The organism is Mangrovihabitans endophyticus (genome assembly GCF_014646155.1).
GTDB lineage: Bacteria > Actinomycetota > Actinomycetes > Mycobacteriales > Micromonosporaceae > Actinoplanes > Actinoplanes endophyticus.
The window spans coordinates 1-11,967 of the sequence record NZ_BMMX01000005.1; the positions used below are offsets into that span (position 1 = coordinate 1).

General features: G+C 69.1%; 14 protein-coding genes and 1 tRNA gene. 10 read left to right on the plus strand and 5 right to left on the minus strand.

Annotated elements, in window-relative coordinates:
* Window positions 1-250 precede the first annotated feature (250 nt).
* Window positions 251-517, plus strand: a complete 267-nt coding sequence (locus IEY73_RS08990) for a DUF7660 family protein (protein ID WP_189078659.1) — start codon at window positions 251-253, stop codon at window positions 515-517.
* Between the two features lie 176 nt (window positions 518-693).
* Here IEY73_RS08990 and IEY73_RS08995 read toward each other — a convergent pair whose 3' ends face one another.
* Window positions 694-1,389 carry an AAA family ATPase gene (locus tag IEY73_RS08995; RefSeq protein ID WP_189078660.1) on the minus strand — a complete coding sequence of 232 codons (696 nt, stop codon included), beginning with the start codon at window positions 1,387-1,389 and terminating at the stop codon, window positions 694-696.
* A 304-nt stretch (window positions 1,390-1,693) separates the two neighbouring features.
* Between IEY73_RS08995 and IEY73_RS09000 the strand changes: the two genes are divergently transcribed.
* From IEY73_RS09000 to IEY73_RS09010, 3 genes are all read left to right on the plus strand, one after another.
* A complete protein-coding gene (locus tag IEY73_RS09000) occupies window positions 1,694-2,161 on the plus strand; it encodes a nuclear transport factor 2 family protein (RefSeq protein ID WP_189078661.1) in 468 nt (155 codons plus the stop codon).
* Window positions 2,162-2,460: 299 nt separating this feature from the next.
* Entirely contained in the window at window positions 2,461-2,772 is a 312-nt protein-coding gene (locus IEY73_RS09005; protein WP_189078662.1) for a ribosomal protein L7/L12, read from the plus strand.
* A gap of 249 nt (window positions 2,773-3,021) precedes the next feature.
* The gene (locus tag IEY73_RS09010; RefSeq protein ID WP_189078663.1) at window positions 3,022-4,266 is read left to right on the plus strand and encodes a recombinase family protein; all 1,245 of its coding nucleotides are present in this window, start codon (window positions 3,022-3,024) and stop codon (window positions 4,264-4,266) included.
* A 48-nt stretch (window positions 4,267-4,314) separates the two neighbouring features.
* On the opposite strand, the gene IEY73_RS09015 is transcribed toward IEY73_RS09010, so the two are convergent.
* Window positions 4,315-4,389: transfer RNA gene (locus tag IEY73_RS09015), tRNA-Val, on the minus strand.
* Between the two features lie 50 nt (window positions 4,390-4,439).
* Window positions 4,440-4,850 (minus strand): TIGR02611 family protein, encoded by a 411-nt coding sequence (locus tag IEY73_RS09020; protein WP_189078664.1) that lies wholly within the window; start codon window positions 4,848-4,850, stop codon window positions 4,440-4,442.
* A 278-nt stretch (window positions 4,851-5,128) separates the two neighbouring features.
* Between IEY73_RS09020 and IEY73_RS09025 the strand changes: the two genes are divergently transcribed.
* From IEY73_RS09025 to IEY73_RS09040, 4 genes are all read left to right on the plus strand, one after another.
* Window positions 5,129-5,560, plus strand: coding sequence for an SsgA family sporulation/cell division regulator (locus IEY73_RS09025; protein WP_189078665.1), 432 nt, complete (start codon window positions 5,129-5,131; stop codon window positions 5,558-5,560).
* 185 nt (window positions 5,561-5,745) lie between these two features.
* Window positions 5,746-6,684, plus strand: coding sequence for a helix-turn-helix domain-containing protein (locus IEY73_RS09030; RefSeq protein WP_189078666.1), 939 nt, complete (start codon window positions 5,746-5,748; stop codon window positions 6,682-6,684).
* A gap of 23 nt (window positions 6,685-6,707) precedes the next feature.
* A complete protein-coding gene (locus tag IEY73_RS09035) occupies window positions 6,708-7,163 on the plus strand; it encodes an RrF2 family transcriptional regulator (protein ID WP_189078667.1) in 456 nt (151 codons plus the stop codon).
* A gap of 88 nt (window positions 7,164-7,251) precedes the next feature.
* Window positions 7,252-7,425 (plus strand): DUF4236 domain-containing protein, encoded by a 174-nt coding sequence (locus IEY73_RS09040; protein ID WP_189078668.1) that lies wholly within the window; start codon window positions 7,252-7,254, stop codon window positions 7,423-7,425.
* Here the strand turns inward: IEY73_RS09040 and IEY73_RS09045 are convergent, their stop codons facing one another.
* Window positions 7,426-8,316, minus strand: coding sequence for a hypothetical protein (locus IEY73_RS09045; protein WP_189078669.1), 891 nt, complete (start codon window positions 8,314-8,316; stop codon window positions 7,426-7,428). It lies immediately after the preceding gene.
* Window positions 8,317-8,398: 82 nt separating this feature from the next.
* Between IEY73_RS09045 and IEY73_RS09050 the strand changes: the two genes are divergently transcribed.
* Window positions 8,399-9,940: a fibronectin type III domain-containing protein gene (locus IEY73_RS09050; protein ID WP_189078670.1), complete on the plus strand. Its 1,542-nt coding sequence runs from the start codon at window positions 8,399-8,401 to the stop codon at window positions 9,938-9,940.
* A gap of 16 nt (window positions 9,941-9,956) precedes the next feature.
* Here the strand turns inward: IEY73_RS09050 and IEY73_RS09055 are convergent, their stop codons facing one another.
* Entirely contained in the window at window positions 9,957-10,877 is a 921-nt protein-coding gene (locus tag IEY73_RS09055; protein ID WP_189078671.1) for an AEC family transporter, read from the minus strand.
* A 62-nt stretch (window positions 10,878-10,939) separates the two neighbouring features.
* Here IEY73_RS09055 and IEY73_RS09060 point away from each other — a divergent pair, with 62 nt between their 5' ends.
* Window positions 10,940-11,935 (plus strand): magnesium transporter CorA family protein, encoded by a 996-nt coding sequence (locus IEY73_RS09060; protein WP_229715691.1) that lies wholly within the window; start codon window positions 10,940-10,942, stop codon window positions 11,933-11,935.
* The last annotated feature ends 32 nt before the right edge of the window (window positions 11,936-11,967 follow it).

The following is an 11,967-nucleotide window of genomic DNA, read 5'->3' on the forward strand; positions in this document are numbered from 1 at the left end:
CGCACCACGAGCGGTGAGTTCTGACATGTCGCGATCTTCGCACGAAGACTTCGACGTGCGATCCCCCGAACTCTGAGGTCGCCACCTACGCGGCAGCAGCGTTCCGATTGACGATTGGCCAGTCCTACTGAGGCGTTTGGATCGTGAACCGCGGTATCCGCTTCTGCCGCGCCAAATGCGCGGTCGTGCCGTCGCGTGGGCGCGATCGCCGGCGTGTAGTCGCCGGCTGGTCTCCGTGCACCATGGGGCGGTGAACTACGAGACTGGCCGGGCAACCGACGTAAACCCGAGCAGCGTCGAAACACGCGACGACTTCGCCCGCTTCCTCTCGGGGGTCTTGGCCGACTTCCGATCGGAGGGAGCGGCCGAGTGGGAGAACGGCACCCTGGACCGTTTCCTCGACGGGCTGTTAGCGGTCGCGGAGGCCCGTCTTGTCGATGCGTCGACACAGGATCAGGAGCAAGCCTCCTGGCGTCTGTTTGCCGAGCTCATACAAGGTGCGACGGGGTACGAGTAGCGCGCCTTCATCTGCCGCTGTTAACGCGTCTGGCTACCGGAGTAGAACCAGCTCACACCTTGCGGCCGTCAGCATGACCTGCTGGTAAGGGCTTACACATCTGGCTGTGCCCGGAACGACGGCCATGTCACCGGGCCAGGTCACTGCCATCGGCGAGGACCATCGCGGTCAGGGTTTCACCAGCGTGCACGGCGGCATCCAGCCGACGGCGTCCTTGTTCGGCGAAGAAGTGTGGTGCCCGGTAGCGCACCACGATTCCGCCGTCCTCGTCGGTCGTGGCGGCCAGGCGTACACGGTGGGGATCGAGGTAGCAGACCGGTGCCGGCAGGCGTCGCGAGCGATTCGACGATTCGTTCGACGACATCTTCCGGCGCCGCTCTCGTGGTATCGCAGACGAGGTCGTAGTTACGCAGCCAGGTCTTGTCGACGCCGTATCGCGACAGGAACCGCTGCCGTTCGCTGTCGCTGCGAAGGCCCAATTGGCGAGCGGCCTCGTCCAGGTCGCGATAGTTCTCGACCTGGTCGCCGACCCGGCCAAGCACGCGCCGCGCCGCCACGATCGGCTCGGTGACCAGGTGCACCTTCAAGGCGTCAGTAAAGAAGTACCAGGCCAGCCGGCTGTCGACCACCAGACGCTCGCCGCCGGCCGCGATGTCATGCTGCAGATGGTCGATGTAGTGGTCGACCTTGTCGTCCAACTCCGCATGCAGGTTGAACTGCAATGCGGTCATGCCATGCTCCGCGGCCATCCGACGATAAAGATCCCCGATGCTGACCCTTCGTACCCCCAGCCGGTCCGCCAGCATCACCGACACGGTGGTCTTGCCACCGCCGAGATCACCGTTCAGGACGACCGTCCGGCCTCGCATCATCGGCCAACCGTAACGGTTCGGAGCACCGGCGTGGCGTCGAGAAGATCGGCACCATCTACCGATAGGGACGCCCCGCCTTCGCCCGTCGAATGGCCCAAGGTCACGTGTACGGATTTGCCGCGAACCGATCGCTACGTAGCGTGGTGCACGGCTCGACGGCTCGGCTCGGAAGTAGTCGACGGGAGCGCTGCGGGGCAGTCAAAGCGAGGCAGGCTCGGTACGGTGTGATGGGTTTCGGGCTTCTCCGGATGTGGTTCGCCGACATGCCCGGACGACATTTGCCGACTCGAAGGAAGCCCCCGGTATGAGCAGTCCTCGCGAGACTTTCCTCCGACTGGTGAACGGCGTCTGTGACGGCCCGTACGAGGGCCTCGCGGGGCTGTACGCCGAACAGACCCATGTCACGCATCCGTTCCACCCGCTCGATCCGCCGCCGTTGCGCAGCCGCAGCGAACTCCACGAGCACTTCACCGCGCCGGGTCCCGTCGCCCGGACGCTGAGGCGCAAGCCGGTCGACATCACGATCCATGAAACCGCCGACCCGGAGGTGATCGTCGCTGAGTTCGCCTACCAGGGGCGGGTCGAAGAGACAGGCGAGGCATTTACGGTGCCGTGTGTCTTTGTGATGCGCATCCGCGATGGGCTCATCATCGAGTCGCGAGACTACATCGACCACATCGCCAGTGCGCGGGCCTGGGGTCAACTCGACAACCTGCTGACCGCACTTCGCCCGCAGGAAACCACCACCGATGATAGTACCGAGCGGCCTTGACGGACTTTTGACAAGTCGACCGCGCACGGATTTGCCGCCGATCGTGCGCGGTGGCCCGGCGGCTGCCATCACATGCTGTGACGGTACGGGCAGGCTGCGCAGACCAATGCCCACCGCCAGACGCTGGATCAAGTCCTTTCGCGGGCGCTGGTTCGCGATCAGGGGCGATGGGGGCGGCATGGGTCTGCTCGTCTGTAGCCGCAACGGAACCACCCGCCGGGTAGGGATGGCTGACCGTCGATTCTGGTGAGTGCGCAAGCGGCCAGTTTGACTTCGTCCTCCGGTGTTGAATGGCGGGCATGGAGTGGATCATTTCGTTCGCCGTGGTTGTGCCGTTCGTGTTGGCCCTCGTGGTGGCCGTCAGTGACCGCCGTAGCGCCATTGATCGTCAGGCTCGCCGGTTGGCGGCAGTCGAGCGCAAGCTGGATCTGATCATGGACCATCTGGATGTCCGCGAACCCGAGCCGACCCTCCCAGGGCCGGTCTGGGAGGAGTTGGTCGCCGGCCGCAAGATTCAGGCGATCAAGAAGTACCGGGAGGCGACCGGGGCCGGTCTGAAAGAGGCCAAGGACGCTGTCGAACTCGTCGCCAGGCAGCGCGGCCTGGAGTGACGATCTCGGCAGCGATCTGTCGGCCGGTCACCCGGATGGACCAAGAATTGCACGGTGCGCCGGTGGTGGGTTCGCTGGATGTCTTGTCTCCGCTTGAGTCGGAGGCCTGTTGAGGGTCGATCCACTTCGACGTCGACCCGCCCCCGCGAGTCCGACGGCCCACCGAAGGAGAGGACCACACGATGTCGATCTTCAATCTTCGTGGCCGCTGTCCTGGTATTCGTCAGGCGGATCTCCCTCAGGTCGCCTATGGATGATCACGGTTCGAAAGGAGATGACTCCGGCACTCCGCAACCCGGCGACTGGGAGATCGTGGTGGTCTACTCCGACGACGCCTCCGGCGCGTCCACCGACCGGCCGCAACTCCAGCAGGCGCTGCGCGCGGCGCGGGCCGGACTGTTCGACACCCTGTTGGTGTACCGGGTGGACCGGTTCTCCCGCAGCCTGCGGGACCTGACCGGACTCCTGGACGAGTTGGCGGAGGCGCAGGTGGTGTTCCGGTCGGCGACCGAGCCGTTCGACACCGCCACCCCGGTGGGGCGGATGCTGGGCGTGTTCGCCGAGTTCGAACGCGAGACGATCATCGACCGGGTCATCGCCGGGATGGAACGCACAGCCGCGAAAGGGTTGTGGACCGGCGGGCAGCGTCCGTTCGGCTACCGCCTCGACCGCACCCTGGACGGGCTGGTGCCCGACCCCGGCGAGGCGGTCACGGTCCGGAAAATCTTCGACCTGTACGTCACCGACCGGCTCGGCACGAAGACGATTGCCGGGCGGCTCAACGAGCAGGGGTCACGCACCCGGCTGGGCAAGCCCTGGTCGGCGCACACCGTGGAGATGCTGCTGACCAACCGGATCTATGTGGGGGAGAAGACCTTCCGCGACATCGTGGTTCCGGACGCTCACGAGCCCATCGTCGATCTCGCTCGTTTCGACATCGCCCAGCAGATTCTGGGCCGCCGGTCGGCGGAGATCGGGCGGCGGGCGGCGAACCCGTCCAGCTACACGCTGACCGGGTTGATCCGCTGTCCGCAGTGCGGGCGCGGCTACATCGGCACCGCCGCCAAGGGCAGGTACAAGACCTACCGGTATTACACCTGCTGGAGCCAGGCCCGGTACGGCACCAAGGCCGGCTGCTGCATTCACCGGTTCAACGCCGACGACCTCGAAGCCGCGGTCAGTGACGCGCTGCTGGACTTCTACACCACCGGCCACGACCTGATCACCGACGCGATCACCCGTTTTCAGGACAACTACGCCGCCTCCACCGCCGCCAAGCGGGAACAGTTGGCCACGCTCACCGGGGAACTGCGGGACAACACGGCCGTCGTCGACCGCTACCTGAGCGCCTTCGAACGAGGCACCCTAGACGACGACGCTCCCAAGATCCGCAAGAGATCACGGTCGTGTCGGACGACACCGTCCGACCGGTGTTCAAACTGCCGCTCACCGCAGAGCCCGGAAACGACGAACGGCCAGCCCCCGACGGGCTGACCCCTGCCGACCGTGACGCCAACCAGGTGGTTCGCGCACTGACAACTATGGTGGGCGATACTGGGATCGAACCAGTGACCTCTCCGGTGTGAACGGAGCGCTCTCCCGCTGAGCTAATCGCCCTCGACGCAGACAGACTTTACCGGACCGGGCGCCGGAGCCGGAAATCGGGGTCAGCTTCCTCCGGTGATCCAGTTCCAGGCGATCGACACCAGGTCGATGCCGAAGCTGAGGCGCACCGACAGCCACACCACCGCGGACACGAACAGCATGCCGGCCATGCCGATGACGGCTCGCAGGCCGAGCGGCTGGCGGCCCACCCAGTGGGTCCACGACCGGACGTGCCTCTTGGTGAATTCCAGCAGGTTCTTCGCCCAGGCGAACTCGAGTGCCCAGATGGCGAGTCCCAGGATCACGATGGCCCAACCCGGCCCGGGGAGGGGGATCAGCACGATCCCCACGGCCACCACCAGGGTGCCGAGCGTTCCGATGCCGATGCGGAGAGCCAGACGCCCGGTCGGATTGCGCCTGATTCGGTCCAAAACACCCATGCGGGTGCTGGGCTCGTCGTGCTTTGTGGTCATTCCATCCCCCAGTGTCCCGGATCCCCGTCACTACCCGGGAGGAATGGACGTTACCGGAGTAAGTCAAACAGCTGGGCCCACCCGTCGCCGGGCGAATCTAAGCGCTCGTCGAGAACAAGACAATATATCGCTTTTTGTCAGTCTTGGAGCGCGAATTGGGGTCGTCTTCCCACTACTGGGTGAGATCAGCTTATGGCGGAGCGTAACGACAGGGATCACCTGAGTATGGGAAACGCGGGGTTCATCGGCCTCGCAGCGGTGCCGGGGGGAGTACGTCCATGAGTACCATTCGTCCAACGACCGTCGAGGTCGAAACCTCGCTGCGGCTCGTAGCGCCTGATGCCACGGCTCTGCCCGTGCGTGCCAGTCTCCGCTATGACCCAGCCGATCCGTACGCGGTGCACGTGTTGTTCCACGCAGAATCAGCCGGTGGGGAAGCCGTGAGCTGGTCCTTTGCGCGGGAACTTCTCGTTGCTGGGCTCGATGAGCCGGCGGGCATCGGTGACGTCCGGGTGTGGCCGTGGGCCACGCCGCGGGGCGACTTCGTCGCGTTGGCGTTGTCGTCGCCGGACGGCAATGCGCTGTTCGAAGTTCCGCGCAGCATCCTTGTCCGGTTCTTGCGGCGCACCTATGTGGTGGTGCCGCGGGGTCGGGAATCCGATCATCTGGATGTGGACGCCGCCGTGAACAGGTTGCTGGCGGGCCGGTAACGAGGCGGATATTTCGGGGACGATCCGCGAGGGCACTGCCGGCTCTCGCGGGTCGTCCCTTTTGTCAGCCCGATCGCGGACTTTTAGACGAAAATAATGCTCAATGTCCGTTTCTGCATGTCATTGGGACAGGTGCAAGAACTCTGGCGTGCATCAGTGGCGGGCGCCGGTTACGTTCGGCCCCGATGCTGACGTTGGACCAGCGCCATCGCGCCGCCGCACTGCCGTTGCCGGCCCCGTTGTGGGCGGGCGTCGGAACCTGCGCGCTGCCGGACACGGCGCTGGCCGATCCGCGCACACCGCCGCAGCGGCTGCCGAACCACCTTCTCGCCCTGACCACCACCGGCCACGGCGTGATCGAGATCGACTTCACATCTCGCGAGTGCCGGCCGGGGACCCTGCTGTGGGTGCGGCCGGGCCAGGCGGTCAAGGTGGCCGAGGGGACCGGCCTGGACGCGGCGATGGTGTGCTGGCGACCGGGCCTGTTGCCGCCCGGCCAGACCGCCGGCCTGGACACCGATGATCCTGTCGGTCCGGGCCGCTGGCAGTTGACCGGCGAGGACGAGGACGCCGTGATCAACGAGTTCGCCCAGCTCGCAGTGGATTGTGAGCGGCATTCCGCCGGGGAGGCGGCGGCCGCGCTGCTGCGCCATCAACTGGCGGTGCTGTTGCTGCGGATCACCCTGATCGCTGCCGATGACCTGCCGGACATGTCGACCGTGGAGAGCCGGACGTTCGCCCGGTTTCGCCGCATGCTGGAGGAGGGGCATGCGACCAGCCGCCGGGTGGAAGACTACGCGGCCCAGGTGGGCTGCTCGGTGCGTACGTTGACGCGGGCGAGCCTGGCCGTTACCGGCCGCACGGCGAAGCAGGTGGTGGACGACCGGGTCGCGCTCGAAGCGCGGCGGCTGCTGGCCTGCACCCCGCTCTCGGTGGCCGAGGTCGGACGGCGCTTGGGTTTCGCCGAACCGACGAACTTCGGGCGGTTCTTCCACCGGGAGGTGGGCGCCAGCCCGGGAGTCTTCCGCACGAACGCGACATCGGACGGTCGTCACGTGCCGGTGCCGCGCGTGCCGCCGGATGACCGGCGCGACCCGCTCGCGGGGGCCCGGCACACGGCGTAGCCACTACGGGGCATGATGGTGACGTGCAAATCTCCGCGCGCGGCGACTATGCGGTACGGGCGGCGCTGAGCTTGGCCAACGCCTATCCGACCCTGATGTCTGCCCAGGCCATCGCTCAGGACCAGGACATGCCCAGGAAATTTCTGGAGGCGGTTCTCGCGGACATGCGTCGCGCCGGCGTGGTGCGTGCCCAGCGCGGCGCCGAGGGCGGCTACACGCTGTCCCAGCCGCCCGGCGACGTGACCATCGGGCAGGTCCTGCGGGCGGTGGACGGTCCGCTGGCAGGGGTGCGCGGCATGCGTCCGGAGGAGACCCATTACTCCGGCCCGGCCCGGAACCTGCCGAACCTCTGGGTCGCGGTGCGGTCCGCGGTGCGCGAGGTGGTCGACGAGGTCAGCCTGGACGAGGTGATCAGCGGCAAGATGCCGGCGCACGTCCGCAAACTGACCGCCCGGCCGGATGCCTGGCACCCGCGCTGACCACTGTCCGGGCGGGGCCGCGTTTGCCGCGGCGGGCGATCGGGAACCATCTGACCACTTCAGTGGTACATCGTGGAGGGACCGCACCATGGGCGTCATGCTGCGCAAGCAGAAAAAGATCGGACCGATCACGCTGCACTTCACCCAGAACGGTTTCTCGTCCTGGAGCGTCAAGATCGGCCGCTGGTCATGGAACTCGCGCGCCAAGGCGCACCGCTTCGACCTGCCCGGCCCGCTGCACTGGAAGCAGGACAAGTCCTGATCACAGGCCGATGATCACGTCGCCGCCGAGGCGTCCGTGCTCGGGCCGTCGCGTCACCGTGCCCGCGTCGATGAGCGTGTGCAGCACCCGGGTGGCGTCGGCGGCCCGATACACGGTCTCGGTGAGCGCGAACGTGCGCAGGTCGGTCACCGTGGCCTCGCCGATCCGGCCGAGGTGGGCCAGGATCTCGCGGCGCAGCGGACCCGGGTGCGGGGTGAGTGAGATGTCGATCAGGTGCCGTTCCGGATCGCCGGGGTCGCGGTAACGCACGCCGGCGAATTCGTCGACCGCCCACAGCGTGTCCTTGAAGGCGGCCAGGCTGCGGCCCAGCGCGGTGGCGTAGGCCAGGACCGGTCCGGGTTCCTCACCGGTGGCCAGTTCGATGGCGGTGACCAGCGGAAACCCCGCTTCGCGCAGCAGGCTCCCGGTGCTGGCGGCGGGGAGCACCGCGAGCACCTCCGCAGCCTTGCCGCCGGCGAGCGCGCCGAGGGTGCCGGCCGCGGGCGGGTACGCGGCGGTGGAGGCGTCCAGGTAGGCCAGGCGCGGCGCTCGCGTGTCCCCGGTGGCCCGCAGCGCCGCCGGGAGCCGGGCGTCGGTTCCGCCGGGTACCGTGTGCACGACGAGCCCGGGGGCGTCACAGCCGGGCACGCCGGACAGCCGGCGACCGACCTCGGCGACGTCGTCCCCGAGGGCCAGCATCACCAGTTCGCGCCCGCGGACCAGGTCGGACTGCTCGGCGAACACCCGCAGGGCGGCCTCCGCGGCGGTGCCGCCGTCCGCGTCGGCGTACCCGTGCACGTACACGGCGGTGCGTCCGCGGTGCAGCGCCGCCGGAACCCATGCCTGCAGATGGCGGATCAGCACCTCGCGGGTCAGGTCTCGGACGGTCATGCCTTGAGTTTCTACCCGCCGTGGTCGCGCAGGCATAACCCCGGGCTCACGGTCTTGTACCTAACGTGGCCGACCGAGCACTATGAGGCACGTGGCCCCACCCATCGCCGAACTCACCGCCCGAGCCCAGACGCTGTCGTCTGCCGGCGACCTTCAGGCCGCCCGGGAGATTCTCACCGGCGCGTTGGACCCGCGCCGGGTCGACCCGCAACACGCGTCACCCGATCTGGCTACCGCGGCGGCGTTGCTCGCCCGCATCCTGGTCGGACTGGGCGACTCGCACGCGGCGCGGTCCTGGGCCGGGTTCGCGCACGCCGCCGAGGACCGGCTGCACGGTCCCCAGGATGAGCGCACGCTTGCCGCGGCGGCGCTGCACGCGGCGGTGCTGCACCGCGTCGGCAACCACGGCCGCGCCGCGCAGCTCTACCACGACCTGGTCGGCTCGCTGGCCACGAAGGACGGCCCGAACTCGCCGCGGGTGCTGGCGGCGGAGGCGGACCTGGCGACCGCGGAACACGCGGCCGGCCACTGCACGGCGGCCCGCGCCCGGCTCGCCGACGCCTGGCAGCGCTACCGCTCGGTGCACGGCGACGCCGCGCCGGCCGGGATCAAGATGCTGGCCCGGCTCGGCGCGATGGAGCGCGAGTGCGGGCGCTTCGCGGAGTCCACCGAGCATCTCAGCCTGGTGCAGGAGTTGTGCGCACGCTATCTGCCCGCCGACCATCCGCTCGCCCGCCAGGCCGCGTCGCTGGCCGCGGCGCCCCCGTCCGGGCGGCACACCTGCGGGCGCGTGATGCAGTCCAGCGGGCCGGACACCGACCCGGGCCCCGCCGCCGGTCCGGTCCCCGCGCCCGCGGGCCCGCGCCACCCGGAGCGCGCCGTTCCCGATCAGGCGGCCTCGCCGCAGGCCGGGCCGGATTTCTCGGACCCGCCGCCGGACGACCGCATCACCGACCCCAACGGGTCGGTGTACCAGGCGCCGATGTACCTCCATCAGATGCAGACGGCGCCGGGCACCCGCAACGGCGGCCGGCACGCCCGCGTCGACACCCCGCTGCCCGCGCCGGGGCAGCGCGCCGAATACACCCGGGACGGGCGGCGCGTGCCGGCCGGCAGCGCCCCGGTCGAGACCCCGCAACGACGTCTCCCGGTGCCGGTGCGCCGACCCGAACGCCGGCCCGGCAACCCGTACGTGCTGATCGCGGCCGTGGTCGCGGGCATCGCGGTGGCCGCCGTGGTGGTGGTCCTGACGTTGCCCCGCGCGGTCGGCCAGTCCGGCGCCCCGGCGACCACCCCCGCATCGTCAGCGCCCGCGTCCCCGCCGGTGGTGATCACCCCCACCTCCGGGGCGCCCGATGGCGCCGCGCCGACCGCGGTGAAGCTGCGCGACAACCACGACAGCGTCTCGTTGACCTGGGGGTATCCGGACGACTCCGAAGGGCCGGTGCTGATCTCCGGCGGCCGGGTGGGCCAGGAGCAGCGGGCCTTCCAGCAACTGCCGGCGGGCACCACCAACTATGTCGTGTACGGCCTCAACGAGGCGGAGAACTACTGCTTCACGGTCGCCGTGGTCTACACCACCGACCGGGTGGCCACGTCGAAGCAGGTCTGCACACACCGCTGAGGCGACGGGCCCGGGTTCAGCCCAGCAACAGCGCGGTCAGCAGCAGCACCGGCACGCAACCCACCGTGGACAGGAACGTGGCATCCCGCACCAGCGTCAGCCCGGCACCGAAGCGCTGCGCGAACAGGAACACGTTCTGCGCGGTGGGCAGCGCGGCAAGCACGGTGACCGCGTACCGGATCTGCGGCGGCAGGCCCAGCGCGAGGGCCAGGGTCAGCGCCACCACCGGCATGACGACGATCTTCAGGATCACGGCCGCGATGGTCGGCACCCGGTCGTGGCGCGCGGCGAGCACCCGCCGCCCGGACAGCGACATGCCGAAGGCGATCAGCACCACCGGCACCGCCGCGGCGCCGATGGTGGCCACCGGCCGCGCGACGATCGCGGGCACATGCAGGCCGAACGCGGAGACCAGCACGCCCAGGGCGACGGCGATCACCAGGGGATTGCGCAGCGGCGCCGCCAGGATGGCACGCGGGGACACCCGGCCGGTGGTGGCGGCCTCCAGCAACGCCAGCACCAGCGGGGTGATGATCAGCACCTGGAGCACGATGATCGGTACGGCCAGGGTGGCGTCACCCAGCACGTACGTGGCGACCGGGATGCCGATGTTGTTGGCGTTGACATAGCCGGCGGCCAGCGCCCCGGTGACGGTCGCCCCGGGCGTGCGCTCGCCGGGCGCCAGCCACGACACCAGCACGTGCGAGCCGAAGCAGATGCCGGCCGCCGCGGCGGACACCAGCAGCGGCTCGCTGAGCAGCAGGTGCAGATCCGCGCCGGCGGCGGCGGTGAACAGCAGGCACGGCGACAGCACCGTGTAGGCCAGGCCGCCGAGCACCGCCTGGGCGTCGTCCGGCAGGCCGCTCCAGCGGCGCGCCGCCCAGCCGGCCAGCACGATGGCACCGATGAGCACGAACCCGGACAGCGCGGAAGTCACCGGGCCCCCGTTCGCGGCCGGGAGCAGGGATGACCGGGCGGACCTTGGGGCATAGTGACGGCGTGGAACCTGTATGCCCGACGCACACCCGTCTCTACGAGGGCGGCAAGGTCATCGCGGAGAACTTCGCCACCGACCAGATCGCCGGCCTGCTGAAGGACAATCCGGACGCGGTTCTGTGGCTGGACCTGTACGACCCGGACGAGAACGGGTTGCGCGCGGTCCAGGAGGAGTTCGGGCTGCACCCGCTGGCCGTCGAGGACGCGGTGCATGACCACCAGCGTCCGAAGCTGGACCGTTATCCCGATCACCTCTTCATGAACGTGTACGAGGTCCGCGTGCGGACCGACGGGCCGGTGCCCAGCATGCAGCAGACCGAGATCAGCGCGTTCATCACGTCCCGCGCGCTGATCACGGTGCACAAGTCGCCGGGCGACCTGGAGGCGCTGATGCGCCGCTGGGACGCGGACATCGAGCTCAGCGCCACCAGCGGCGTCGGCTTCCTGGTCTACGGCATGCTCGACGTGGTGGTCGACGGCCAGTACGACGCGGCTCGCAGCCTGGACGAGGCGATGGACGCCACCGAGGACGACATGCTCGACGAGGGCGGCGCGCCCCGGCCGGTCCGCATGTACGGGTTCGGGCTGCGCAAGACGCTCGCCGCCCTGCGCCGGCCGGTGGAACCCATGGCGGATCTGATCGCTCAGATGCTGCGGCCGGACACCGGGCTGGTGGATGAGAGCCTCACGCCGTACTTCCGGGACGTGGACGACCACGCCCGGCGCGCGACCGAAACCATCGACGGCGCCCGCGACCGGATCAACGGGCTGCTCGACGCGGACCTCAACGAGCAGAGCAACGCGCTCAACGTGGTGACCCGCAAGCTCGCCGCCTGGGCCGCGATTATCGCCGTACCGACCGCGCTGACCGGATTCTTCGGCCAGAACCTGCCCTACTGGGGATACGGGACCACGACCGGCTTCGTGGTCAGCCTGGCGCTCATCCTGGTCTCGGCCGGCATCCTCTACGCGTACCTGAAACGCCGCGGCTGGCTCTGAGCCGGGCCGTCCGCCGACGGTGTAACGTGCCA

Bases quoted from the DNA above. Each gene is read 5' to 3' on its own strand.
- IEY73_RS09030 (WP_189078666.1), top strand. From the start codon at position 5,746: ATGCTGACGTTGGACCAGCGCCATCGCGCCGCCGCACTGCCGTTGCCG.
- IEY73_RS09005 (WP_189078662.1), top strand. From the start codon at position 2,461: ATGGAGTGGATCATTTCGTTCGCCGTGGTTGTGCCGTTCGTGTTGGCC.
- IEY73_RS09020 (WP_189078664.1), bottom strand. From the start codon at position 4,850: ATGACCACAAAGCACGACGAGCCCAGCACCCGCATGGGTGTTTTGGAC.
- IEY73_RS09045 (WP_189078669.1), bottom strand. From the start codon at position 8,316: ATGACCGTCCGAGACCTGACCCGCGAGGTGCTGATCCGCCATCTGCAG.
- IEY73_RS09050 (WP_189078670.1), top strand. From the start codon at position 8,399: ATGAGGCACGTGGCCCCACCCATCGCCGAACTCACCGCCCGAGCCCAG.
- IEY73_RS09040 (WP_189078668.1), top strand. From the start codon at position 7,252: ATGGGCGTCATGCTGCGCAAGCAGAAAAAGATCGGACCGATCACGCTG.
- IEY73_RS08995 (WP_189078660.1), bottom strand. From the start codon at position 1,389: ATGATGCGAGGCCGGACGGTCGTCCTGAACGGTGATCTCGGCGGTGGC.
- IEY73_RS09025 (WP_189078665.1), top strand. From the start codon at position 5,129: ATGAGTACCATTCGTCCAACGACCGTCGAGGTCGAAACCTCGCTGCGG.
- IEY73_RS09000 (WP_189078661.1), top strand. From the start codon at position 1,694: ATGAGCAGTCCTCGCGAGACTTTCCTCCGACTGGTGAACGGCGTCTGT.
- IEY73_RS09010 (WP_189078663.1), top strand. From the start codon at position 3,022: ATGGATGATCACGGTTCGAAAGGAGATGACTCCGGCACTCCGCAACCC.